The sequence below is a fragment of the Clostridium beijerinckii genome, from assembly GCF_018223745.1.
Taxonomy (GTDB): Bacteria; Bacillota; Clostridia; order Clostridiales; family Clostridiaceae; genus Clostridium; species Clostridium beijerinckii.
This window is the reverse complement of record NZ_CP073653.1, coordinates 230,497-255,814: the sequence shown is the minus strand read 5'-3', so window position 1 is coordinate 255,814 and position 25,318 is coordinate 230,497. Positions and strand designations below refer to the sequence as shown.

Sequence of the window (25,318 nt, the reverse complement as noted above, 5' to 3'; positions counted from 1 at the left end):
TCCCCTCATGAATAAATCTTATCTAATATTATTTAGCTTTTGTAGCATCCTGAATTCCTTGTAACATATCTTTCTTTGCTTGTGGCCCCATATCAGTATTAATAAATTTAGAGAATAAAGGCGCTAAGCTATTCTTGTTAAATCCATCTGGTAGATTAGTGAATGCCCAAGGGAGAGTCTTTCCTTCTTTGTTATATTCAGAAATTGATTTATTTAATTCATTATCACTTTCAACTGTGAAGTTTGTAAATGCTGGAATCATATTCATATCCTTAACTAATGCCTCTTGACCTGTTTGACTTGTAACCATCCAATCTAAGAATTCTTTAGCTTCTTTATTAATTTTAGAATCTTTATTTACTACCCAATACATTGGAACACCTACTGGAATAGACCCGCTCATTTTGGGATCATTATTAATTGCAAGTGGTGCAAATCCCATATGGAACTTCTTATTTGGATCTTCTAGCTTTTGTAAATCTCCAGCAACCCAGTTACCTTGATGTAAAAATGCAGTTTTTCCAAGTGCAAAGTTACCAACTTGAGTACTATAATCTATAGTATCTAGACTTTTTCCTCCACCATATTTACAAAGTAATTCAACTAAGTTCATCCAATCATTAAATTGTTTATTATTAACTATATCCGCTTTACCTGCAAGATAATCCTTTGTAAATTGAGCTGGATTATCTTGAGTTGCTAACGGTATATTAAATGTATGATTACCGGTAACCCAAAATTCTTTTGTTGTATAAGAAACAACATTATCAAGACCTAATTCTGCCTTTTTACTATCTAGTGTTTCAAACGCTGCTTTTAATTTGTCAAAAGAATCTAGAGACTTGGGATCGATACCAGCCTTGTCCAAAATATCTTTATTGTATAATAATCCATAACCTTCTGTTGCTGCTGGCATTCCATACACTTTTCCATCAATAGTCACCGTATCTAATGTACCTTTAACAGCATTCTTAACCCAACCTTGATCGCTTAAATCATCAATTTTATGTTTCCAAGTTTCATAATCTCCAGCACCTTGAATCATAAATATGTCTGGCTCAGTACCTTTTTGAAATTCTGCCTTTAATGATGCACCGTAATCAGCACCTCCACCAACTGAAGTAACTTCAACTTTTACGCCTTTTTCCTTTTCATATTTTTTAGCAAGTTCTTGAAGTGCATCATTAATTTCAACCTTTAGTTGATATACTTTAATTGTTTTTCCGCTTCCAGAATCACTTGAACTTTGCGAACTTGCTCCCGATGAGCTTCCGCATCCAACCATAGTCCCAGCCAATAATGTAGAAGCTAAAATTGTTGATAATATTTGTTTTGTTTTCATTTAAATACCCCTCCATTAAAATTTTGTTTAGCATCCTGAATAACTTTCAAAAATACTAAGCATTTATTTATATAACACATATCTAGAAGTCAATTTAGATATATAATGTTAATCAATTGCCATCTTCGCAATCGTTTGCGAAATCTTTAAAAAAATTTAGTCTTTTTAGCGTATTAAGCTATCCAGACTCCATTTGTTAACCTTTTCTGAAGTAAATCTACTTCTTAATGATATAAGTATATCAACCAAAGAAAACTTTTACAACCTATATTTTCCTTTGTTTTCGATTAAATTTAATAACTTTTCTATGTTTTATTAAGATTTACTCAATTATAGGCCATTTTATAAAAACGGTTGCATGATTTTTTTATTTTATTTATATTTACTTTTACCATTATAAATACTGATTAATATTAGCTTATCTTTTCTTGTTAGTTTTTTTATCTGGTACTCTCTTTTCATTGCATCTTTTTTATTTTCAAATACTTCATGATATACTAATTTAACAGGTCCCCTACCCTTCGTATATTTTGCTCCACATCCTTTTGAATGCATTTGAATTCTTTTGTCTAAGTTATTTGTCCACCCTGTATAAAGTGTTCTATCTGAACATTCTACAATATATACATAATTCATATATTACCTCAACTCTTGATCTATAATTTAACATGTTAATAAAATTCAAAATCTTCGCTAATAAAATTATATCAAAAAAGAAGACGATCATCTACGAATCTCGTCTTCTAAAAACTTTAAATATTAATCTACCTTTGCTGTATCAATCCAGCTCATCATACCTCTTAGTTCCTTACCAACCTTTTCGATTGGATGCTCTGCTTCCATTCTTCTTCTTGCATTAAATCCTGGTCTATTAGTTGCATTTTCTAACAACCAGTTCTTAGCAAATGTTCCATCTTGAATTTCAGTAAGAACTTTCTTCATTTCCTTCTTAGTCTCATCAGTTATTATTCTTTTACCAATTTGGTAATCCCCGTATTCAGCAGTATCTGAAATTGAGTATCTCATCATGCTTAATCCACCTTGATATAATAAATCAACAATTAATTTCATTTCATGCATACATTCAAAGTAAGCATTTTCTGGAGCATATCCTGCTTCTACTAAAGTTTCAAATCCAGCTTTGATAAGTTCTGAAACACCACCACAAAGTACTGCTTGCTCTCCGAAAAGATCTGTTTCTGTTTCATCTTTAAAAGTAGTTTCAAGAACACCAGCTCTTGCTCCACCAATTCCATTTGCATATGCTAAAGCATATTGTTTTGCTTTTTCAGATGCATCTTGATGTATTGCTATTAAGCAAGGTACTCCAGCACCTTCTGTATATGTTCTTCTTACTAAATGCCCCGGACCTTTAGGTGCAACCATGAATACATCAACAAATGATGGTGGTTTAATTTGTCCAAAGTGTATGTTGAATCCATGAGCAAATACTAATGCGTTTCCTTCTTCTAAATTAGGAGCTATTTCTTCATTATATATTTTTGCTTGTTTTTCATCTGGTAATAAAATCATTATTAAATCTGCTGCTTTTGCTGCATCTGCAACAGTTGCAACTTGTAATCCTGCTGCTTCTGCTTTAGCCCAAGATTTACTTCCGTTATACAATCCAACAACAACATCTACTCCACTTTCATGAAGATTTAACGCATGTGCATGCCCTTGGCTACCATATCCTATTATAGCAACTTTCTTTCCTCTTAATAAATTTAAATCTGTGTCTTTTTCATAATACATTTTTGGCATTTTAATGACCTCCTAGTTAATATTAATATCTTCTTCACTTATTATTTGGTTAATTGGCGCACCAGGTGCAACCATAGGAAAAACTTTTTTATCACTGTTTATTAGATAATCTATAAGAACTGGACCTTCTGAATCCAGAGCTTTTCTAAGTATATCGTCTATTTCATCTACTTGAGTTATTCTAAATGCTTTAGCTCCAAAAGCTTCAGCAAGCTTAACATAATCTGTAGGTCTATCTAAGGTTGTCTCAGAATATCTTCCTTCGTAGAAGAAATCTTGCCATTGCCTTACCATTCCTAAACAATTATTATTCATAATAACTTGAATTAATGGAAGATTGTTTTTAACAGCAGTAACTAATTCATTGCAGTTCATTCCAAAGCTTCCATCTCCTGCAATGTTAAATACTCTTTTATCAAGTCTGCCTATCTGAGCTCCAATTGCTGCTCCAAGGCCATATCCCATAGTTCCAAGCCCACCTGATGTTATAAATGTTCTTTCACTTTTAAAATTGAAATATTGAGCAGTCCACATTTGATGTTGCCCAACTTCAGTAGAAATTATAAAACTTCCGTCATTTAATTTATTCAACCTATCAAAGAACAACTCCGGAGTCAAATCACAGTATGTCACTAATTTATTATTCTCTTTTAAATTATTTATGGTATTCAACCATTCGTCATTTTTCTTTTCCTCAATTATTGGTATTAATTGATTCAGTGCTACCTTTAAATCTCCAACGATACATGTATCAACTTTTATATTTTTATTTATTTCTGCTGGATCAACATCTATTTGTAAAATCTTTGCATTTTTTATATGATTTTGATTGCTTATAACTCTATCACTAAATCTAGCTCCAAGAGTTATTAATAAATCACATTTAGTTGCAGCAATATTTGATGCTTTTGTTCCATGCATTCCGATCATACCAGTATATAATTCATGATCATTTGGAAACTCTGCCATACACATAAGAGATGTTGATACAGGACAATTGATCTTTTCTGCAAATTTTGTTAATTCAGATGTTGCTCCAGATATACCTATACCTCCGCCTGCATATATAAGAGGTCTCTTGCTTTGATTTATTAACTCAACAGCTTCCTGTAATGATTTTTCTGTAATATGCTCTGATTTTCTAACTATTTCTTTAGGAATTATTTTATTATATTGAGTTTTTTCAGCAGTAATATCTTTTGGAATATCTATTAATACCGGGCCTGGTCTACCCTCCTTAGCTATATAAAAAGCTTCCCTTATTATATCCTGAAGTTCATTAATATCCCTTACAATATAATTATGTTTTGTTATAGGCATTGTAATTCCAGTTATATCAACCTCTTGAAAACTATCCTTTCCAAGTAATGGCTTTGCCACATTTCCCGTAATAGCAACCATTGGAATTGAATCCATATATGCAGTGGCAATACCTGTTACTAAGTTGGTAGCTCCAGGTCCTGAAGTTGCAAGACAAACTCCAACTTTTCCAGTGGCCCTTGCATATCCATCAGCCGCATGTGATGCTCCCTGCTCATGACAAGTAAGAACATGACGAATTTTATCCTTATATTTGTATAACTCATCATATATATTTAATACCGCCCCACCTGGATATCCAAATATAGTCTCTACCCCTTCATCAAGCAATGACTTTATTAATATTTCAGCCCCCGTCAATAACATTTTATTCACTCCTTTGCTTATAAAATGATCTCTGTTTGATAACTAGCAATGTATAAATTGATTTAGATTCTATTTTGTTGCCTCTAATTTCTCGCGAACTAGATTTCCCATTTCAATTGTTCCAACTTTCTTCTTACCTTCAGTCATTATATCTCCAGTTCTATATCCATCTTCAAGAACTGCTAAAACTGCATTTTCAATAGATTTTGCTTCTTCCTCCAATGAAAAACTATACCTAAGCATCATTGCTGCTGAAAGAATAGTTGCTAACGGATTAGCAATTCCTTGTCCTGCGATATCAGGAGCACTTCCATGAATTGGTTCATACATTCCAAGAGTTCCTTCCCCAAGCGATGCTGAAGGTAACATACCTATTGAACCTGTAACCATACTTGCTTCATCTGATAATATGTCTCCAAATATATTTGAAGTTACAATTACATCAAATTGATTTGGATCTTTTACTAACTGCATAGCAGTATTATCAACATACAAATGATTTACTTCAACTTCTGGGTAATCCTTAGCCATCTCGTTAACTACACTTCTCCAAAGTCTAGAACTTTCTAATATGTTAGCTTTATCTACACTTGTAAGTTTCTTATTTCTTTTCATTGCTGTTTCAAATCCTATTTTAGCAATTCTAGTTATTTCATTTACATTATATCTTTCAGTGTCATAAGCACTCTTTACTCCATCTACTTCTTCCAATCCTCTTTCTCCAAAGTAAATTCCACCTGTTAATTCTCTAACTATGCAGATATCTATCCCATCTTTAACAATGCTATCTTTAAGTGGTGATTCATTTTTTAGTGGAGCATATAGTACTGCTGGTCTTAAATTACAATAAAGATTTAATGCACCCCTTAATCCTAGTAGTGCTTGCTCTGGTCTTATTTTAGCAGTAGGATCATCCCACTTAGGGCCTCCAACAGCTCCGAGTAGAACTGCATCACTTTTTTTACATGCTTCTAAAGTTGCTTCTGGAAGCGGAGTTCCTTCTTTATCAATAGCGCATCCACCTGCTAATACATATTCATATTCAAATCTATGCCCAAATTTATCTCCAATAACTTTTAAAACCTTTATTGTTTCATCTATCACTTCTGGGCCAATTCCATCCCCTGGTATTACAGCTATATTACATTTCATTATGATAATCCCCCTCTTATAATTGCCTATTTCTTATTGCTTTTTAATCAAAATTTAATTATTAATTCTAGTTATTAGTATCCTTCTCTTAAGAAAATATATTAGTTTAATTTGATTCTTCTTTTAATAATCAGTTTCTCTATCTATTTCTTATATATCCAATCAATCCATCATTATCGATGATTTTTTGCATAAATTCAGGGAATGCTTCCCCTTGATACTCTTGGCTCTTAGTTAAATTTTTAATAAGACCTGTTGAGAAATCAACTTCTAATTCATCTCCTGCATCAATATTTTTTACAGCTTCATCACATTCTAAAATTGGTAACCCAATATTGATTGCATTTCTATAAAATATTCTTGCGAAAGTTGATGCAATAACGCAGCTAACCCCTGCTGTTTTAATTGCTAAAGGTGCATGTTCTCTTGAAGAACCACATCCAAAATTTTTATTTGCAACAATTATATCTCCACTCTTTACATTTTTAACGAAATCCACATCTATATCTTCCATACAATGTGCAGCAAGTTCTTTAGCATCCGAAGTGTTTAAATATCTTGCTGGAATTATTACGTCTGTATCTACATTATCACCATATTTGAATACTTTACCTTTTACGCTCATTACTAAATACCTCCTACACTAATTCAGGATCAGTTATTTTTCCAGTTAAAGCAGACGCTGCTGCCACTGCTGGACTTGCTAGATATACTTCTGACTCAACATGCCCCATTCTTCCTACAAAATTTCTATTTGTTGTCGATACACATCTTTCACCTTTAGCTAAAATTCCCATATGTCCACCTAAACATGGTCCACAAGTCGGTGTTGAAAATGCAGCTCCAGCCTCTACCAAGTCAGTAACTATTCCTTCTTTTATTGCTTGTAAATAAATTTTTTGAGTTCCAGGGATAACTATACATCTGATACCCTTTTTAACTTTCTTTCCTTTTAAGATATCTCTAGCTATTCTTAAATCTGAAATCCTACCATTTGTGCATGATCCAATTACAACCTGATCAATAACTACATCTCCAGTATTATCAATTGTTCTTGTATTGTCTGGTAAATGAGGAAATGAAACTGTTGGTCTTAATTCACTTAAATCAATTTCAAATACTTTATCATATTCTGCATCTTCGTCAGCTTCATAAACCTTCCATTCCCTAGAAGCATGATCTTTTAAATATTCTTCTGTTTTATCATCAACTGGGAAAATTCCATTCTTTCCACCAGCCTCTATTGCCATATTTGCCATTGTAAATCTATCATCCATTGAAAGATATTGTAAGCCATCACCTACAAATTCCATTGATTTATATAGAGCACCGTCAACACCAATCATTCCGATTATGTGTAAGATTATATCCTTACCACTTATCCATTTTGCTGGTTTATTCTTAAGTACGAATTTTAAAGCAGATGGAACCTTAAACCAACACTTTCCTGTAGCCATACCAGCTGCCATATCAGTTGATCCTATTCCTGTTGAAAAAGCCCCAAGTGCTCCATAAGTACATGTGTGTGAATCAGCTCCTATAACAACATCTCCAGCAACTACTAGACCTTTTTCAGGAAGTAAGCAATGTTCAATTCCCATTTCTCCTACTTCAAAGAAATTTTCTATCTCCATATTTTGAGCAAATTCTCTAATATATTTAACTTGTTCTGCTGCCTTTATGTCTTTGTTAGGAGTAAAGTGATCTGGTACTATAGCAATTTGGCTTTTACTAAATACTTTATCTGTTCCAAACTTCTTAAATTCATTTACAGCAACTGGTGTTGTAATATCATTTCCTAATACTAAATCAAGATTTGCTTCAATTAATTGTCCAGCTTTTACAGCTTCCAATCCCGCATGAGCTGCTAAGATTTTTTGAGTCATTGTCATTCCCATGTTTTAATCCCCCTTAAAAATATGCTTTTACTTTTCTTTCAATATCTTTTATTAATTTATATTCTATTGAATCTACTAGAGCTATCCAACTAGCTTGAATTACATCCCGAGATACCCCAACAGTACTCCAACTTTCAATCCCATCTGTTGATTCAATTAATACTCTTACCTTTGCCTCAGTTGCACTTTCTGAATCCAAAACTCTAACTTTATAATCCACTAATCTTGCCTGTTTTAATTCTGGATAAAAAACTTCTAGTGCTTTCCTAATAGCCTTATCTAAAGCATTCACTGGTCCTTCGCCTTCTGCTGCTGTCATCTCATTTTGTCCATCAACTGTAATGTTTATTACTGCTGTTGATGAGAACTCCTCTGATCCATAGGGTTGTTCACCAATGATCTTAAAATGATTCAATTTAAAGAACGGTTTGTACTTTCCAATAATTTTTCTTATAACTAATTCAACTGTTCCTTCTGCTCCTTCAAACTGATACCCATCATATTCTAGTTCTTTCAATCTATCTGTAATCTTTTGAACTGATTTATCATCCTTAGATATATTAGGAAATATCTTTTGTATTTCCTGTAAAATTGTACTTTTGCCACTTACCTCAGATACTAAAAAGCGCCTCTTATTCCCTACCAATTCTGGCTCTATATGTTCATATGACTTTGGTGATTTAGTTACTGCATCTATATGCATTCCGCCTTTATGAGCAAACGCTGAATTTCCTACAAATGGATCTTCATCTGATAAAGTGATATTACAAATTTCAGCAATATACCTAGATGTTTTTGTTAGATTTACTAGCTCGTTATCATTTAAAACTTTATATCCAAGCTTTAGTTTTAATGTAGGTATTATTGTGCTTAAATTAGCATTCCCGCATCTTTCTCCTATTCCAATAAAAGTTCCTTGAATCTGACTCGCTCCTGCCTCCACTGCCATGATCGAATTTGCAACTGCCATCCCCATATCGTCATGACTATGAATTCCAAGCTCAACCTTCACTGTTTCTTTTATGGTTTTAGTTATACTATATATCTCTTGAGGTAAAGCCCCTCCGTTAGTGTCACATAGTACAACTACTTTTGCCCCTGCTTCTTCTGCTGCCTTTAAAGTTGCCATCGCATACTCTTTGTTGGCTTTATATCCATCATAAAAATGTTCTGCATCAAATATTACTTCTTTCCCCTTAACACACAAATACTCAATTGTGTCTTTTATCATATTTACATTCTCACTTAAAGAAGTTTTTATAATATCTGTTACTTGAAAGTCCCATGACTTCCCAAATACGACAATTGTGTCTGCCCCTGATGACAGTAAGTCTTTTAGATTTTTGTCATCTTCTACGTTAATTTTAGGTCTTCGTGTAGATCCAAATGCTACGACCTTTGCGTTCTTAAGTTCCACATCCTTAAGCCTTTTAAAGAATTCCATATCTTTTGGATTTGATCCTGGATTACCAGCTTCAATGTAATCAACTTTCATCTCATCCAAAACTTTTACTATTTTAATTTTATCTTCTAATGAAAATGAAATTCCTTGACCTTGGGCTCCATCTCTTAGAGTCGAATCAAATATTTTCACCTGATTCTGAGCCATATATGATTATCCCCCTTTTCATTTTATTGCCTTATTGCTTTTAGATTATCTTTATTTAATGTACATTAATAAGATTCAATGGAATTTCTTATAGTTTTTTCCCCTCTTTGTAGTGCTGTCACACCTGTTCTAACCAATTCTTCTATTCCATACTCCTCCATCAGGTTTATTAATGCTGATATTTTATTTTCATCCCCAGTTAATTCTATCGTTAAAGTGTCTGTAGACAGGTCAATTATCTTGCTTCTAAAAATATTTACAGTTTCATTTATTGCGGCTCTGTTTTCTGCACTTGCCTTTACCTTAATTAGCACCAATTCCCTATAAACAGAGTCATCAGCTTTAAAGTTTATAACCCTTATAACATCTTCTAATTTATTTAGCTGCTTCTTAACCTGTTCTAATACATTCTCGTCTCCCATAAGTGTAATTGTCATTCTCGAAATTGAAGGATCTTCAGTTCTACCAACAGTTAAACTATCGATATTGTATCCTCTTCTTGAAAACAATCCACTGACTCTACTCAAAACACCAGATGAATTCTTTACTAAGACAGATAATACATGCTTCTCCATTGCCTTCCCCCCTTAAAAATGGTTAAAAAAATCCACCCTTAATGATATAAATCATAAGAAGTGGGATAATATTCCGCCTTACATAATATCACTAGGTTCTAACAAACCCTTGCATATAACGGATGCACACCGGATATCTTTTACTCAAGGAACGTTATTCCTCTTTCTGGATTCTGCTCAGGAGTGATAATTATAGAGCTAAAGTATCGATTCTCACCAGCCATCGACTCTCTGCAACTTATCTACTAAATAATTTTCTCCATCTCAGCATTTTATAGCTTAAGGACCTATTTGATTTTCCTGTTAGACTAAATTGTACTCTCGGTTTTTATTGTTGTCAACATTTTAATTATATATTTTTCATTATCATTTTTTTATATATTTACAATATATGAAAATTAACTATTTATCATTTTTTTATATGTTTTTTTAACTATTTGTCAATACACAAAGGCTTAATTTAATTGTATTAATTTTTATAGTAGCTTAAATTAACAATTTAAATAAGGTCACTTTTATTGTTTTTTTAATTTAGAGTACTACATCCTGCTAATCTTTGTTCCATAATCATCCATATATTCAACTTCTTGAATGTTTGCTAAAACTGCATCTAAACTATAATCATATATGTTAAAATTTATTTTTGCTTCACATAACTTTGAAATTATCTCTTCCTTCTCATCTTCAAAAACTAACTCTTTATTAATTTCTTCAATGAATGACACTGTTTTATATATTTCGCATTTTGCTCCCTCTTCGGCACCTAACTGCGTAAATACGTTGTACCTATATTCATCTCCACCTATTTCAGTAGCATCATTATAACCATCCTTATGAAAAACATCATCAAGACGCAATTCATAATACATATTAATATATGCTTTTACTCCTTCTATATCATTAAATCCCTTGCAATTACCGGTTGGCATCACTACTAGATATTCATTATAAGGTTCTTTGTCCATATAAATGCCTCCTTTATCAACGTATTATTATTTTATGTATTAATCTATTTATCCCCTTATTGTTCATTTGTTATTCATAAAAAATTATATGTAAAAAGACAAATTTTCAAGCAACTTTATAAACTTATAGTAATTTAAAATTAGTTTTATTTATTTTGGGTAAATAAATAAAAAGGAACTCATTTAATAGAGTTCCTCTTAACAAAATTATATATACTTTATTTAATTAATTATATTTCTTCTCGATTAAGTTTGCTAAATTATGAGCCATTTCATCTATCTCAGCTTGATTTTCTCCTTCAAGCATTACTCTTACTAGCGGTTCAGTTCCAGAGGGTCTTATAAGTACTCTTCCAACACCATTTAAAGCTGCTTCTATTTTTCTTATTTCGTTTTGTATTTCATCATCTGTCAAATATAAATCTTTTTTATCGTTTGGTATTGTTGCATTAGCTAAAACTTGTGGTAATTCCTTCATTATTGAACATAATTCAGATAATGCTTTTTCCTTTTTCTTAACTATCCCTGCAATTTGAAGCGCTGTTACTAATCCATCTCCAGTCGAATTATAATCTAAGAATATAACATGACCTGATTGTTCTCCACCTAAGACATATTTGTTTTTAACCATTTCTTCTAAAACATATCTATCTCCAACAGCAGTCTTAACAATGTTTATTTTTTCATTTTTGCATGCAATATCTAATCCAAGATTACTCATTACAGTTACAACTAATGTATCATCTTTTAACTTACCAAGTTCTTTTAAATATTTTGCACATAACATTAATATAAAATCACCATTTATTAAATTACCTTTTTCATCAACAGCTAAACATCTATCTGCATCTCCATCAAAAGCAAAACCCAAATCGCATTTCTTTTTAATTACATATTCCATTAATTCTTCTGGATGTGTAGATCCACAATTTTCATTTATGTTTGTTCCGTCTGGATTGTCATTAATTACAAATACATCAGCGCCTAGTTCTCTAAACGCTTTTACTGATGATTTATATGCAGCTCCATTGGCACAATCTAATGCTATCTTTAATCCCTTCAAGCTATAAGGTATAGTGTTTTTAGCAAATTCTATATAATCATCTAATGCTGACACTTCAATTGTCTCTCTACCCAAATCTGTGCCTGTTGGACTTGGAACTCCTTCAAAATCACTTTCAATGACTCTTTGAATCTCATCTTCCAATTCATCCGAAAGCTTGTATCCTTTATCGTTAAAGAACTTAATCCCATTATATTCTACTGGATTATGTGATGCAGAAATCATAACACCCGCATCTGCTCCATATTTCCTTGTTAAGTATGCAACAGCTGGTGTAGGTACTACTCCAAGCACTATTGCTTCAGCTCCAACTGATAATATTCCTGCTATTAATGCTGATTCTAACATATCTCCTGATATTCTTGTATCTTTTGCCACTAATATTTTAGGCTTATGAGCTCCTTCTGTTAATACATATGCTCCTGCTCTTCCAAGATCATACGCAATTCTTGCTGTTAATTCTGTATTTGCAACTCCTCTAACTCCATCAGTTCCAAACATTCTACCCATAATTTTACCTCACTTTTTTATTCTGTTATAGTCACTCAATTACTATAATATACTTAATCACTTACAATGGATAATATTATTTGTAATTTCTTCAGTGCCTACCTTAAATAGTATAATATTTTTAACACGTATTTACAATCTTCTCTTTCTGTTATAATATTACTATTTTACAATCAATTACACATAAGAATAATATTTTTAGAATCAGCGTCTATTTAGTCTATATTTTCATCTTTTAATCTTTCTAAAACTAAATTATATCCATCACTGCCATAGTTCAAACATCTATTAACTCTACTAATCGTTGCAGTGCTCGCTCCAGTTATTTCAGCTATTTCTGAGTAAGTCTTTTTACATTTAAGCAGCTTTGCTACATGTAATCTTTGTGCTAATGATTTAACTTCATTTATTGTCGCTACATCTTCAAAGAATTTATAGCATTCATCTATATTTTTAAGTTCTAAAATTGATTTAAAAAATAAATCTAATTCTTTACTTTTTAGCTTTGACTCTAAAGAACTCACTTTATCACCTCTTGTAATACTTATTTTCTCTTTAATTATAACCATCTAAAGCTTACTTTACAACTTTAATATATCAAAGCATATATTAATATGGATTATATAAAATCCGTAAAACAAAAAAAGAAGCTTATTACAAAATAAAATTTATAATACACTTCTTCTTTAATTAAATTTATAATAATATATTGATATATTCTAATTATAGATCTTCAACATTACTTTCTGCGTTTATACCACTTATCGCGTCCAATCCTTTAATATTTAAATCCTTGTATATGCTTTTTGTAGGTACTAGCCAAACTTCTCCGGTGCCTCTATATACATTAACCATACCTTCTCCACTAACTGCAGTTCCTATAATTGATTTAGATGATTTCTCCACTGAGAATTCAATGTTTCCCGTCCTTAATATAGCAAAGTTTCCATCCACCTTTAAAGTATCGTTAATTAATATACATTTAAATATTTCACTTTCTGGAACTGGGACCTTAAGAACAACTATTCCGCTACCTTCTATCCTAGTTTGATACAGCCCCTCATTCCCTAGAAAAGCTGATGATACATTTTTTTGTATTGTTGCATCAATTTCTATACCTTCTTCACATGCATAAAACATATTATCTCCCACAACTATTTCATCATCCTCTAATTCTATTAATGCAAAATGACCAAAAGAAGGCTCTAAAAATATTTCCCCAGTCCCACTATAAGTAGGCCTAAATATACTTTCCCCTATTAGTTTACTTGATATTATCTTTTTGCCAAGTCCCAACAACCCACCTGATTTATTTGTTATTTGAATCTTCCCTTTCATATAGCTCAAAGAACCTGGCTCAAGTGTTACCGAACTATCTTCTAGCAATATTCTCACTTGTTTTAATTTTATCCCACTCTTTTTCATTATGTTAAGTCCCAAAGCAGTTTGAACATCAGTCGCTCCATCTAAATTCTCGTATTCTAGGATTTGGAACCTTGATTCACATTCCATTTCAGATAACATATTTAATTTGTTAGTAAACTTTAGTGAACTTCTCATAAAATTACCCCTACCTTATAATAAGCTGTTTAATGTTTTTAATTTCCCCTTTTCTCTAACTCCTCTAAAAGAGTGAATACTCTCTTATTGAGCACAGGATGCATAAGATATGGTGCTATTTCACTTAATGGTTTTAATACAAACTCTCTCTCATGCATTCTTGGGTGTGGGAGAATCACCTTTTCATTTGAAGAAACCACTGAATCATATATAATAATATCCAGATCAATAGTTCTAGGTCCCCATTTTATAGTCCTCTTTCTATCTAGATCTGTTTCAATGCCAAGTAATACATCCATAAGTTCCTCTGCTTCTAATATAGTTTCTATTTCAACAACACCATTTAAAAAATCTTCCTGTTCTAAGTATCCCCATGGTTTTGTTTTAATAAACGATGACTTTCTTATTATTTCAATATTTTTTTCTGCAGATATTTTATTTATTGCGTCCTCTAAATACTGTTCTTTATTCCCAATATTAGATCCTAAACTTATATATGCTTTGTGCCTTCTTCTTTCAATCATTATTTCTACAGTATCTAAATGTTTTTTTATAGGTGCCCAAGGCTTTTTTAAAAACACCTTAACACCTTCTATTATCTTATATTCGTTAAGAATAAAGTCAGCTAAATTTAAAGTTGCTGTTTCTATAAGCTCATAGTTCTTTCTTTTAAATTCATCTTCAATTTTTTCACACAATTCACCATAATGAACTGTTTTAGTTAAATCTCCAGTTTTTCCTGCTAATTTCAAATCTATGTCTAGCTCAAAAGATAAAATGAACTTTTGACCTAATCTTTTTTCCTCTTCGAAAACTCCATGAAATCCAAATAACTCTAGCTCTCTTATATACATCTTATCCAAAACTCATCCATCCTATCTTCTTACGATTGCATCAGTCATCTTTGCTGCTCTTGAATTTTCAAGCACATCATGAACTCTTACAAAATCGCAAGCATCTTTCATTATTCCAATAACTGTTGTTGCAACTGTCCCCTCTATTCTTTCCTCTACAGGTAAATTAAGAGCTAACCCTATCATAGACTTTCTGGAAGTGCCAAGTAATATCGGATATCCCAAGTCCTTGATTCTTTCTAAGTTATTCATAGTTTCTAAATTTTGTTCATAGGTCTTTCCGAAACCTATACCTGGATCTAATATTATATTTTCATCTTTTACTCCAGCATCCTTAGCAATATTAATACATTCTTTCAGATCATTTAATATATCTTCCACTAAATTTTTATAATCTGTATTATCTCTATTATGCATTAGACAACAAGGTACATTATATTTTGCCGCAACTTTTGCCATATCTTTATCTTTTTTAAATCCCCATATATCATTAATAAGGTCAGCACCAGCTTGTATTGCCTGCTCTGCAACTTTAGCTTTATATGTATCTATTGATACTGATATATCAAAATTTTCTTTTATAGCTTTTATTATAGGTACAACTCTTGAAATTTCTTCTTCTTCACTTACTAACTTATATCCCGGCCTTGTAGATTCCCCTCCTACATCTATTATGTCAGCTCCATCATCTATCATTTCTTTCACATGTTTTACAGCAACATCGATGTCATTAAATTTTCCTCCATCTGAGAAAGAATCTGGAGTAAAATTTAATATTCCCATAATATATGTTTTTTCCCCTATATTAAATTCCTTACTTCCTATTTTCATTAACTTATAGCTCCTTCTAATAATATATTTTAAAATTTTTCTTTTCATCTCCCCAATTACATTCATCAATAGACTTACAGCTAATACATAGCCGTGAGAGTTTATCTGCTCTATACATGAGCTGTGCAAAGTTTTCACTTTTTTTATCTCTATGGCCTAGTATTCCTTGTCTTATAATTTCAATTTCTTCCTCATTATATCTGTAATTATGTAAAATTTCTTTTGAAATCTCCCATGATGCTATTTCATGAGGTGTTCCAGTTTCATACTGAAGCGACTTTCCTATATCATGGAGAATTGCAGTCGTATATATGATTTCTTTGTTAAATCCTAAACTTTCTTCAATATTTATTAATTGTGCTATTCGTGCTACATCTAAAAAGTGCTTTAAATTATGCTTGCAGAACTTTCTATCTTTTTCAAACTTTTTATTTCTTTTTAGATAATATATATATTCTGTGTCATTCAAAATACAATTAAATCTATCCATATCATACCCCAATTAAACTTATTCTTTACTAAATATCATTACGATTATTTTATTATATCATTTGGTCACAGTTTAGCGATATACATATGCGAATTTTATGTAAAAAAATACACCTAGAAAATATCTCTAGGTGCATCTTTACGTCTAGTAAACCTTAGCTTGTTCTTCTCCATCAAGTACTCTTATAGCACCTTGAGCTAGAGCAAGTAATTCATCTTCTCCAGGATAAACTGTAACTGGGGCTATCCATTCAACTTTTGCTTTAAGGTCTGGAACAAGTGTTGGTGAGTATGCAATTCCTCCGGTAAAAATAATTTGATCAACTTTACCTTCTAATACAACTGACATTTCTCCGATTGCTTTTGAAATTTGATAAACAAATGCTTTGTATATTGATTCACATTCTTTATCTCCTTCTTCCATCTTATCAATAACACCTTTTACATCATTTGTATTTAGATAACCAACAAATCCACCTTTTCCTACAACCTTGCCATATACTTCTGCTTCACTATATTTTCCACTAAAACACATTTTAACTAAATCACCAATTGGAACTGATCCAGCTCTTTCTGGTGAGAATGGGCCATCTCCATCTAATGCATTATTTACATCGACAACTTTCCCATGATTGTGAGCACCAACCGAAACGCCTCCACCCATATGTACAACTACAAGATTTAGGTTTTCATATCCTTGTCCACTTTCTTTTCCATATCTTTTAGCTACTGCTTTTTGATTTAAAGCATGGAATTTACTTTTTCTTGGTAATTCTGGTACTCCAGATAGTCTTGCTACATCCGCTAACTCATCTGTAACAACTGGATCTACTATAAATGATGGAATATTTAATTCATCTCCAATTGACTTAGCAATTATTCCGCCAAGGTTAGAAGCGTGAGGTCCTTGAACTCCAACTTTTAAATCTTCAACCATTGCATCATTTACTGCATATGTTCCCCCTTCAACTGGTCTAAGCATTCCACCTCTACCAACAATAGCACTTAAAGTCTTTATATCAAAATTCTTTTCTTTAAGAACATTTAATATAACTTCTTTTCTAAATTCGAATTGATCATATATTGTATCATATCTCTTTATTTCTTCATTTGTGTGTCTTAAAGTTTCTTCAAATAGTTCCTTTTCTCCTTCGTAAACACCAATCTTTGTTGATGTTGAACCTGGATTGATTATTAATAGCTTATATGACATTCTGAATCCCCCTTAAATTTAATGCATTCTATACAGTCATAATGCATAATTTTCGGAAGAAATTATTATAGAATCTAAAAGTGCATTGCAAATTCCATATAAATCTCTCCATTAATTATGCATTAATTATTATGGATTGATTTATTACTTATTTCTTGCTGCAACTAATGCTGCAAGAGCAATTGAATTAACTTTAGTTTCGAACGAATCTGCTCTTGAAGTTAAAATTACTGGTGCTGATGTACCTACTAAAAGTCCACCATTTCTTGATTTCGAGAAATATGTTAATGTCTTATACATTACATTTGCTGCTTCTATATTTGGTAATAATAATATATCAGCTTTACCTGCTACTGATCCTGTAACACCTTTATGATGAGCTGCTTCTTCTGATATTGCATTATCTAAGGCAAAAGGTCCATCAATTACGCATCCTTTAATTTGCCCCCTGTCACTCATTTTAGCTAACAATGCTGCATCAACTGTTGATTGCATACTTGTATTTACAACTTCAACTGGGCATATAGGTGCTACTCTTGGAACATCTATTCCACATGCATGAGCAACTACAACTGCATTATTTATCATTCCAACTTTATCCTTAAATTCTGGATATGTATTAAATGCTGCATCAGTTAAAAATAATAGTCTATCCCAACCTTCCACATCAAACACAGCTACATGGGACATTAATTTTCCTGTTCTAAGACCAACCTCTTTGTTTAATACGCTTCTTAGGAATGTTGCAGTATCAACTAGACCTTTCATTAACATATCTGCATGACCACTAGAAACTAATTTTACTGCTTCTAACGTTGCTTTCTTTGGATCTTTAATATCCATTATTTCATAATCAGATAAGTCCAAGTTTATTTTCTTTGCGATTTCATGGATTTGTTGTTTATCACCAACCAATATTGCTTGTGCGATGTTATTTTCTGTAGCTTCTTTTATAGCCTCTAATACTGGTTCATCTTGTGCTACGGCTACAGCCACTTTTTTTGTTGGAACTTCCTTTAATCTTGATAATAACTCATCAAAGTTTTTACTCATTTTTTGCACCTCTACTTTAATAATTTTTAACTTTTATATATAATTAATTTAGTTGTTTGTTAAATTTATATCAATCAATGCCATGAATATTTCTTTATACCTTATTGTAACAAAAAAATATTGGAAATGTTGAATTTTCAGAATATTATTTTTATTATATTATTAATTTTATATATTCATTTTTATAAGATTTCACAACATGAACGTAATATAATATATCTTCCTCATCTTCTGAAAAGATTATACTAATTCCATTCATGTTACTTATAATCTTATTTTGGTAAATCGAATTTTTCAATTATATGTTCGGCAACCCTTATCCCATCGACAGCCGCTGATATTATACCACCTGCAAATCCTGCTCCTTCTCCAGTTGGATAAAGTCCGCATACATTTATACTTTCAAGTGAAGCATTTCTATTCAATCTAACTGGTGCTGATGTTCTTGTCTCTATTCCAGTTAAAATTGCATCTTCTCTTGCATACCCTTTTATCTTTTTATCAAAATTTATGATTCCTTCTTTAAGAGCCTCTACAACATAATCAGGTAGACATTCTTTTAATTTCCTAAATTCATACCCTGCAGTATAACTCGGGATGACCGCACCCAACTTAGTTGACACTCTATCTTTCATGAAATCTCCTACTAATTGAACAGGTGCTTTATACTTTCCACCACCTAGCTTAAATGCTAAACTTTCATAATGCCTTTGGAATTCCATTCCTTTAAGAGGTGAACTTCCTTCAAAGTCTTCTGGAGAGACAGTCACCACTAGTGCTGAATTCGCATTATCTAAATCCCTTGCGTGATAACTCATACCATTAGACACAAGTCTTCCTTCTTCTGATGCTGCCGCAACCACTACTCCACCAGGGCACATGCAAAATGAATATACACCTCTTTTTAGCTTTTCACTTTGATATGTAAGTCTATAATCTGCCGCATGTAATTTAGGATGATTATGATTGTTGCCATATTGGTTAACATTTATTAATTCTTGTGGATGTTCAATCCTTACCCCTATTGCAAATGCCTTTGCATCCATTGATACATTTTCTCTATATAACATTTCATATGTATCTCTTGAACTATGTCCTATAGCTAGCACTAAAGCCTCACATGTAATATTCTTTCCATTGACAACTATGTTCTCTAACTTTCCATCTTTATATGTTATTTTCTCTAACTTAGAATTAAAGTTAACCTCTCCTCCAAGTCTCTTTATTTCTTCTCTGATATTCTTAACCACACCTTTTAAAAGATCTGTTCCAACATGAGCTTTGCTCTCATATTTAATTTCTGTCGGTGCTCCTGCCTTTATTAGTTCATCAAGAACGAATGAGCATCTGTGATCTTTAATTCTTGTAGTTAATTTTCCATCAGAAAATGCACCTGCTCCTCCTTCTCCAAATTGAACATTTGATTCTAAATTAAGACGTCCATCCTTCCAAAACTTTTCCACAGTTTCAGTTCTTTTATCTACATCTTCCCCACGTTCATACACAATTGGTTTATATCCATACCTTGCTAATGTTAATGCTGCAAAAATTCCTGCTGGCCCAAATCCTACAACTACTGGTCTCGCTTTAATTTCTTCGGTACCACTTTTTATTGACTCAATTTCTCTAATTTCTTCAAAACTTATATCCTTATCATGTATTCTTGATAGTAACATTTTCTCTTTTTTACAAAATAAATTAACGCTAAAGCTTACCTTTATATCATTCTTTTTTCTTGCATCTATACTTCTCTTGATTATATCTAACCTACTAATATCTTCTTTTGATATATTAAGCTTTTTACATATTTTTTTCTCTAAAACATTTAAATCATCGTCTAAACTCAGATTTATATTATTTATTCTTATAGCCACAGACTTATCACCATATCCTTTCAACAAGCAATCTATAATTATATATCTATTCAATCAAACTTCATATTTTATTTATTATTTCCCATCCTACCTTACTCCAAACTAATTCAAAGAAATTATATCATAAAAAATCACAGTATTAACAAATTAATTAATACTGTGATTTTATTATTATCCCTTTTTCTTTATTGTTACACTAACATTTCCAACATCTGATACTGTTACATTATTAGCATTAACAAGTGTTGCCTGAGGTGTGTAATCAAAAGTCCCTTCTTCTTTTACATTAGCTAAATCTAGTATGACACTTAGATTTTGTGAACTTATCTTATCTAATGCTTCTTGTGTACCTGATAATTTTACATTGGATACTAAACTTTGATTTGTAACCAAAAATGTATCACTTAAATTCTTGTACTGAACATTACATTCTATATTTTTAGTTGTATTCTCTTCCTTCTTTAATTTAAATTTAGCCTTAATTGATCCATCTCCATCACCTATCGAAATACCTTCTGGTAAGTTAAGTTTGACATCGACTTCACTATCAGGCTGCAATGACGACATGTCCACGGCCTCTGTATCTATTGATTCCAACTTATTTAAAACCTGACTATCACCTAATACAGTTACATTATTTTTACTTAATTCATACCCATCTAAAACAAATCCTTGAGGTACATTTCCTTTAGTCTTTAAATTAACTGGTACGGTCTTTCCATTCGTAACCGTAATTGATAGCTTTGCGGTTTTTATATTAGATTCAATATTGCTAACTGCATTTCCAAATGAGTCTATAAATTGTATATTATAATCACCTTGCTTATTTTTATCTACATCCTTTTCTTCGCCAGTCAAAATAGCTTCAGTAACCTTATCTACGGAACTTTTACCCCCTGTTATTGTTACGGTCTTTGGATTTATATTTTGCTCTTTTTCATAAATGTTTTCTTTATAAGTTACTTTTACTTTTGAACTTATAGTAAGTTCCTTTTGGGTCAATTCCTCTAAGTTAACTTTTATACCTAACATCCCATTATTCTTTATAGTTATATTTTCAGGATAACTCATTATTTGAACTGGTATAGTATTTTCCCCTACTTTAAGTGCATAAGCCGACATATCAGCTACAATCTTAAAATCTTCTTTCTTCACCTTTAATATTTCACTTGATGGCCCCTCTAATTTTAGATCCACCGTAAATGGCTGTTTATTTACAATTGCGAATTTTGAATCTACTAGGGAGTCCTCATTAGTTAATTCTACTGGTATTCCTTTTAATTCATATGTTCTGAGCGGGTTCTCAACATTCGAGATATATAGCCACAGAACCACTGATAACAGTAAACAAATAATTTTAACAATTAACGTTCCGTTTTCACTTTTATCCATGACCTCACCTTCTCTCCCGCCGTTTTAACTCTTTTCTGGTTTCTATTTTCTACTACTTTAGTAAGTATAAGTTTTAATCTATCTTTATCATAACCTCGTGTAATTTTTCCATTGATCGCTAGCGATACTACACCAGTTTCTTCAGATACGATTATAACTAGCGCATCAGATACTTCTGATAAACCTATCGCTGCCCTATGCCTTGTTCCTAATTTCTTATTTATAGAATTATTACTAGTAAGCGGTAAAACGCATCCAGATGCTAAAATTCTATTATTTCTTATTATTGTTGCTCCATCATGTAGAGGAGTATTAACAACAAATATATTTTCCAAAAGATTCGAGGTGATTTTGGCATCTAATACTGTTCCTGCGCCAATTAATTCATTCAACCCGGTACTTTGCTCCATTACGATTAAAGCTCCTGTTTTGCTCTCTGCTAAGTTTTGTACAGCAATTGTAATTTCATTAATCATAGTATTAAAATCTTCTCTATTATTAAGATAATGATCATCGAAAGCACTTCTTCCCAAATGTTCTAAAGCCCTTCTAATCTCTGGTTGAAAAATTATAACTACAGATAATACCCCGATGGTTAATGTCTTATTTAATATAAAATATAACATATCTAGCTTTAATAAATAACTGATTGGAATAAGTGCTATAATTAATACTATTCCCTTTAATAGCTGTTCTGCCCTGGTTTCCTTTATTAGCATATATCCTTTATAAAATATATAGGACACTACTAGTATATCTAATATGGACCATATCGATATATTAGAAAAGCTTTTTATTAACATTGTTAAAAGTTCTTGCAAATTTCTCACCTCTTTTTCTCTCACAATAAAATTATACAACAAATACTATGATATTAGATATAAAGAGAATTATTATTTTCTTACTTTTTAATTATTTTTATAGTAATTTTTTATTACTATTAATTAATTATAGTTTATATCGTTATAAAATCCTATAAATGATTATACGAATAAATAGTGTATATAATTACTTTCTTTGGCAATAATATTATTTGTTGCATTATACCGAAGGAGGTTTTTTATGAAAAAGACATATAGTATTTTTGTAACTGCGTTAATACTATATCTTTCCGTTATTAATATGAATCCAGCATTCGCGTCTAATTTGGCTGGATCTCATGGTGAAATTAAGACTACTTATGAAAATCCAAAAATGAAAGTAAACTACTTAAGTGCTAATATAAACAATTCTCAGTCTGATGAGAAAAACAACGAAGTTTTAGAAGTTTTCAAACATGATACTCAACAATTATATATAACGGGTGAAGATATAGATCTAATGGCAAAACTTGTATCTGCTGAAAGTGGTGGTGAACCATATGCTGGAAAGGTTGCTGTAGCTTCTGTAGTATTAAATCGTACTATTGATCCTCATTTTCCAAATACTATTAGAGAAGTTATATTCCAAAAAAATGCCTTTTCATGCGTTAAGAATGGTAAAATAACTGCTAATCCAGATCAAGATTGCTATAATGCAGTATACGATGCGATTAGGGGCGCTGATCCAACAAATGATGCCTTATTTTTCTATAATCCGGCTACCGCAACATGTCATTGGATGAAAGAAACACAAAAAGTGAACGAAAAAATTATAGGGCATCACACTTTTTTCAAAGTAAAAGTGTAGCCTCTATATATTGATTTAAAAATAGGGGCTGTTGCAAAACTAACATAGTTAGTTTTGTAGCGGCTCATTTTTTTAGATATAAAAAATGTGAATTCCGAAGAACTCACATTCATTGTATAATTTACTTATGCTAAAAACCAAATTACACAATAAAGATTATACTGAGATTAATGATAATTTTCAACTTATATTACCATTAAATCTAGAAAATTTAATACCATCAGATGATTCAGTCCGCTTGCTAAGCCATGTATTGGAGGGATTAGATTACACGAAGTTGTATAAGGCGTACTCTTCCGTTGGAAGAAAACCGGCAGTGGAACCTAAAATTATGTTCAAAATAATATCATATGCTTATTCTCAAAATATTTATTCAAGCAGGAAAATCGAAAAAGCATGCAAAAGAGATATAAATTTTAAGTGGTTACTTCAATGTTATAAGGCACCGGATCATGCTACAATCAGTAGATTTCGTAAAGACTATATTTCAAATGAGGTAATTGAAGATTTATTTTATCAACAAGTTAATTATTTAGCAAATCAAAATGAAATACTATTTGAAAATGCATTTATTGATGGTACTAAAATCGAAGCGAATGCTAATCGTTATACATTTGTTTGGAAAAAAACTATTTTAAAAAATGAAGAAAAAATGTTTGATAAAATTCTTGTTCTTTTAGAAAATATTAACCTTGGAGAATTAAAAAAATTTACTGTTCAGAAAGAAACATTAATAGATGATATTGATAAAATTCTTCAATGGCTTGAATATGAAAAAAAGAAAAGAAACATAGAGTTTGTTCATGGAATTGGTAAAAGAAAAACCAAAATTCAAAAGTGGACAGAGCAACTATCTGAATATAAAGAGAGAGAAGAAAAATATAATTTGAGTAAAAAAATATTTTCAAAAAGAAATAGTTATTCTAAAACTGATCCAGACGCAACTTTCATGCATATGAAAGATGATCATATGAGAAATAGTCAATTAAAACCTGCATATAATGTGCAAATCGCAGTTGAAAGTGAATACGTAACCGGCGTCGGAATATTTGATGATAGAAATGATATAGCAACATTAATACCTATGCTTAATAATATGAAAGAAAAAAATTGGTCGTAAATATCTTAATATAATTGCAGACTCAGGTTATGAAAGCGAAGAAAACTATTTATTCTTAGAATCAAATAAGCAAACTCCTTATATAAAACCACAAACTTATGAGAAGTGGAAAAAAAGAAGTTTTAAAAATGATATAAGTAAGCGCGAAAATATGAAATATGATGCTGAATCGGATTTTTATATTTGTCATAACAATAGAAAATTAATACCTACCTCTATTATTTATAGAAAATCCGCAAGTGGATACAAATCAGAAGTAACTGTGTATGAATGCGAAAACTGTGATAATTGCGATTACAAAGTAAAATGCACAAAAGCAAAAGGAAATAGAAAAATGCAGGTTTCAAAAACTTTTGTGGAAAAGCGTGAAATATCCTATAAAAATATTACAACTGAATTTGGAACTAAATTAAGAATGAATAGATCTATTCAGGTCGAAGGAGCATTTGGAGTTCTAAAAAGTGATTATGAATTCAATAGATTTTTAACACGTGGAAAAAATAGCGTTCAAACTGAATTTATTTTGCTTTGTTTTGGTTATAATATTAACAAATTACATTCAAAAATACAAAATGAAAAAACTCAGAATCATCTTCATGAATTGAAACCTACTGCCTAATTATGGAATAAATTAACTAGGCTTATTTTAGTGTGCTTAAAAATCAGAATTCTTTAAATAGGGGGTGCTTTAAAACCCCCT

General features: G+C 31.4%; 22 protein-coding genes and 1 pseudogene. 2 read left to right on the top strand and 21 right to left on the bottom strand.

What is annotated here, in order from left to right; all coding sequences use genetic code 11:
• Positions 1–28 precede the first annotated feature (28 nt).
• The 21 genes from KEC93_RS01280 to cdaA form a co-directional block, all read right to left on the bottom strand.
• Positions 29–1,342: an ABC transporter substrate-binding protein gene (locus KEC93_RS01280; RefSeq protein ID WP_023974782.1), complete on the bottom strand. Its 1,314-nt coding sequence runs from the start codon at positions 1,340–1,342 to the stop codon at positions 29–31.
• A 372-nt stretch (positions 1,343–1,714) separates the two neighbouring features.
• Positions 1,715–1,978 carry a GIY-YIG nuclease family protein gene (locus KEC93_RS01275; RefSeq protein WP_023974783.1) on the bottom strand — a complete coding sequence of 88 codons (264 nt, stop codon included), beginning with the start codon at positions 1,976–1,978 and terminating at the stop codon, positions 1,715–1,717.
• A gap of 123 nt (positions 1,979–2,101) precedes the next feature.
• Positions 2,102–3,106 (bottom strand): ketol-acid reductoisomerase, encoded by a 1,005-nt coding sequence (ilvC, locus tag KEC93_RS01270; protein WP_077869247.1) that lies wholly within the window; start codon positions 3,104–3,106, stop codon positions 2,102–2,104.
• Between the two features lie 12 nt (positions 3,107–3,118).
• Positions 3,119–4,792, bottom strand: a complete 1,674-nt coding sequence (ilvB, locus tag KEC93_RS01265; protein ID WP_077869248.1) for a biosynthetic-type acetolactate synthase large subunit — start codon at positions 4,790–4,792, stop codon at positions 3,119–3,121.
• A 69-nt stretch (positions 4,793–4,861) separates the two neighbouring features.
• Positions 4,862–5,944: a 3-isopropylmalate dehydrogenase gene (gene leuB, locus KEC93_RS01260; protein WP_011967568.1), complete on the bottom strand. Its 1,083-nt coding sequence runs from the start codon at positions 5,942–5,944 to the stop codon at positions 4,862–4,864.
• Between the two features lie 139 nt (positions 5,945–6,083).
• A complete protein-coding gene (gene leuD / locus KEC93_RS01255; RefSeq protein ID WP_017209668.1) occupies positions 6,084–6,569 on the bottom strand; it encodes a 3-isopropylmalate dehydratase small subunit in 486 nt (161 codons plus the stop codon).
• A gap of 13 nt (positions 6,570–6,582) precedes the next feature.
• Complete coding sequence (gene leuC / locus KEC93_RS01250) at positions 6,583–7,842, bottom strand: 3-isopropylmalate dehydratase large subunit (protein ID WP_077869249.1); 1,260 nt, start codon at positions 7,840–7,842, stop codon at positions 6,583–6,585.
• Positions 7,843–7,855: 13 nt separating this feature from the next.
• Positions 7,856–9,451, bottom strand: coding sequence for a citramalate synthase (gene cimA, locus KEC93_RS01245; protein ID WP_011967565.1), 1,596 nt, complete (start codon positions 9,449–9,451; stop codon positions 7,856–7,858).
• A 65-nt stretch (positions 9,452–9,516) separates the two neighbouring features.
• The gene (ilvN, locus tag KEC93_RS01240; RefSeq protein WP_011967564.1) at positions 9,517–10,026 is read right to left on the bottom strand and encodes an acetolactate synthase small subunit; all 510 of its coding nucleotides are present in this window, start codon (positions 10,024–10,026) and stop codon (positions 9,517–9,519) included.
• A gap of 539 nt (positions 10,027–10,565) precedes the next feature.
• On the bottom strand, positions 10,566–10,991 hold the full coding sequence (locus tag KEC93_RS01235) for a hypothetical protein (protein ID WP_039772693.1): 426 nt from the start codon (positions 10,989–10,991) through the stop codon (positions 10,566–10,568).
• A gap of 226 nt (positions 10,992–11,217) precedes the next feature.
• Positions 11,218–12,564 (bottom strand): phosphoglucosamine mutase, encoded by a 1,347-nt coding sequence (gene glmM, locus KEC93_RS01230; protein WP_017209671.1) that lies wholly within the window; start codon positions 12,562–12,564, stop codon positions 11,218–11,220.
• A gap of 215 nt (positions 12,565–12,779) precedes the next feature.
• The gene (locus KEC93_RS01225; protein WP_039772824.1) at positions 12,780–13,088 is read right to left on the bottom strand and encodes a YerC/YecD family TrpR-related protein; all 309 of its coding nucleotides are present in this window, start codon (positions 13,086–13,088) and stop codon (positions 12,780–12,782) included.
• A gap of 199 nt (positions 13,089–13,287) precedes the next feature.
• Positions 13,288–14,124, bottom strand: coding sequence for an AIM24 family protein (locus KEC93_RS01220; RefSeq protein ID WP_039772695.1), 837 nt, complete (start codon positions 14,122–14,124; stop codon positions 13,288–13,290).
• A gap of 38 nt (positions 14,125–14,162) precedes the next feature.
• The gene (folK, locus tag KEC93_RS01215; RefSeq protein WP_039772697.1) at positions 14,163–14,987 is read right to left on the bottom strand and encodes a 2-amino-4-hydroxy-6-hydroxymethyldihydropteridine diphosphokinase; all 825 of its coding nucleotides are present in this window, start codon (positions 14,985–14,987) and stop codon (positions 14,163–14,165) included.
• Between the two features lie 12 nt (positions 14,988–14,999).
• Positions 15,000–15,809, bottom strand: a complete 810-nt coding sequence (gene folP, locus KEC93_RS01210; protein WP_039772826.1) for a dihydropteroate synthase — start codon at positions 15,807–15,809, stop codon at positions 15,000–15,002.
• A 16-nt stretch (positions 15,810–15,825) separates the two neighbouring features.
• Positions 15,826–16,299, bottom strand: a complete 474-nt coding sequence (locus KEC93_RS01205) for an HD domain-containing protein (RefSeq protein ID WP_039772699.1) — start codon at positions 16,297–16,299, stop codon at positions 15,826–15,828.
• A 144-nt stretch (positions 16,300–16,443) separates the two neighbouring features.
• Positions 16,444–17,511 (bottom strand): butyrate kinase, encoded by a 1,068-nt coding sequence (buk, locus tag KEC93_RS01200; RefSeq protein WP_039772701.1) that lies wholly within the window; start codon positions 17,509–17,511, stop codon positions 16,444–16,446.
• 144 nt (positions 17,512–17,655) lie between these two features.
• The gene (gene ptb / locus KEC93_RS01195; RefSeq protein WP_011967555.1) at positions 17,656–18,564 is read right to left on the bottom strand and encodes a phosphate butyryltransferase; all 909 of its coding nucleotides are present in this window, start codon (positions 18,562–18,564) and stop codon (positions 17,656–17,658) included.
• Positions 18,565–18,836: 272 nt separating this feature from the next.
• The gene (locus KEC93_RS01190; RefSeq protein ID WP_039772828.1) at positions 18,837–20,438 is read right to left on the bottom strand and encodes an NAD(P)/FAD-dependent oxidoreductase; all 1,602 of its coding nucleotides are present in this window, start codon (positions 20,436–20,438) and stop codon (positions 18,837–18,839) included.
• Positions 20,439–20,609: 171 nt separating this feature from the next.
• Positions 20,610–21,830: a CdaR family protein gene (locus KEC93_RS01185; protein ID WP_039772704.1), complete on the bottom strand. Its 1,221-nt coding sequence runs from the start codon at positions 21,828–21,830 to the stop codon at positions 20,610–20,612.
• Complete coding sequence (gene cdaA / locus KEC93_RS01180; RefSeq protein ID WP_011967552.1) at positions 21,803–22,651, bottom strand: diadenylate cyclase CdaA; 849 nt, start codon at positions 22,649–22,651, stop codon at positions 21,803–21,805. Before cdaA ends, KEC93_RS01185 begins: the two co-directional genes overlap by 28 nt.
• Before the next feature lie 241 nt (positions 22,652–22,892).
• Between cdaA and KEC93_RS01175 the strand changes: the two genes are divergently transcribed.
• Both KEC93_RS01175 and KEC93_RS01170 read left to right on the top strand, forming a co-directional pair.
• Complete coding sequence (locus tag KEC93_RS01175) at positions 22,893–23,498, top strand: cell wall hydrolase (protein ID WP_011967551.1); 606 nt, start codon at positions 22,893–22,895, stop codon at positions 23,496–23,498.
• 127 nt (positions 23,499–23,625) lie between these two features.
• Positions 23,626–25,237: pseudogene (locus KEC93_RS01170) on the top strand (IS1182 family transposase).
• Positions 25,238–25,318 lie beyond the last annotated feature (81 nt).

Coding starts and splice junctions, on each gene's coding strand:
- leuB (WP_011967568.1), bottom strand. CDS start 5,944: ATGAAATGTAATATAGCTGTAATACCAGGGGATGGAATTGGCCCAGAA.
- leuC (WP_077869249.1), bottom strand. CDS start 7,842: ATGGGAATGACAATGACTCAAAAAATCTTAGCAGCTCATGCGGGATTG.
- ptb (WP_011967555.1), bottom strand. CDS start 18,564: ATGAGTAAAAACTTTGATGAGTTATTATCAAGATTAAAGGAAGTTCCA.
- buk (WP_039772701.1), bottom strand. CDS start 17,511: ATGTCATATAAGCTATTAATAATCAATCCAGGTTCAACATCAACAAAG.
- ilvB (WP_077869248.1), bottom strand. CDS start 4,792: ATGTTATTGACGGGGGCTGAAATATTAATAAAGTCATTGCTTGATGAA.
- glmM (WP_017209671.1), bottom strand. CDS start 12,564: ATGGGTAGAATGTTTGGAACTGATGGAGTTAGAGGAGTTGCAAATACA.
- KEC93_RS01275 (WP_023974783.1), bottom strand. CDS start 1,978: ATGAATTATGTATATATTGTAGAATGTTCAGATAGAACACTTTATACA.
- folP (WP_039772826.1), bottom strand. CDS start 15,809: ATGAAAATAGGAAGTAAGGAATTTAATATAGGGGAAAAAACATATATT.
- cimA (WP_011967565.1), bottom strand. CDS start 9,451: ATGGCTCAGAATCAGGTGAAAATATTTGATTCGACTCTAAGAGATGGA.
- leuD (WP_017209668.1), bottom strand. CDS start 6,569: ATGAGCGTAAAAGGTAAAGTATTCAAATATGGTGATAATGTAGATACA.
- KEC93_RS01280 (WP_023974782.1), bottom strand. CDS start 1,342: ATGAAAACAAAACAAATATTATCAACAATTTTAGCTTCTACATTATTG.
- ilvC (WP_077869247.1), bottom strand. CDS start 3,106: ATGCCAAAAATGTATTATGAAAAAGACACAGATTTAAATTTATTAAGA.
- ilvN (WP_011967564.1), bottom strand. CDS start 10,026: ATGGAGAAGCATGTATTATCTGTCTTAGTAAAGAATTCATCTGGTGTT.
- KEC93_RS01175 (WP_011967551.1), top strand. CDS start 22,893: ATGAAAAAGACATATAGTATTTTTGTAACTGCGTTAATACTATATCTT.
- KEC93_RS01185 (WP_039772704.1), bottom strand. CDS start 21,830: ATGGATAAAAGTGAAAACGGAACGTTAATTGTTAAAATTATTTGTTTA.
- KEC93_RS01205 (WP_039772699.1), bottom strand. CDS start 16,299: ATGGATAGATTTAATTGTATTTTGAATGACACAGAATATATATATTAT.
- KEC93_RS01235 (WP_039772693.1), bottom strand. CDS start 10,991: ATGGACAAAGAACCTTATAATGAATATCTAGTAGTGATGCCAACCGGT.
- KEC93_RS01220 (WP_039772695.1), bottom strand. CDS start 14,124: ATGAGAAGTTCACTAAAGTTTACTAACAAATTAAATATGTTATCTGAA.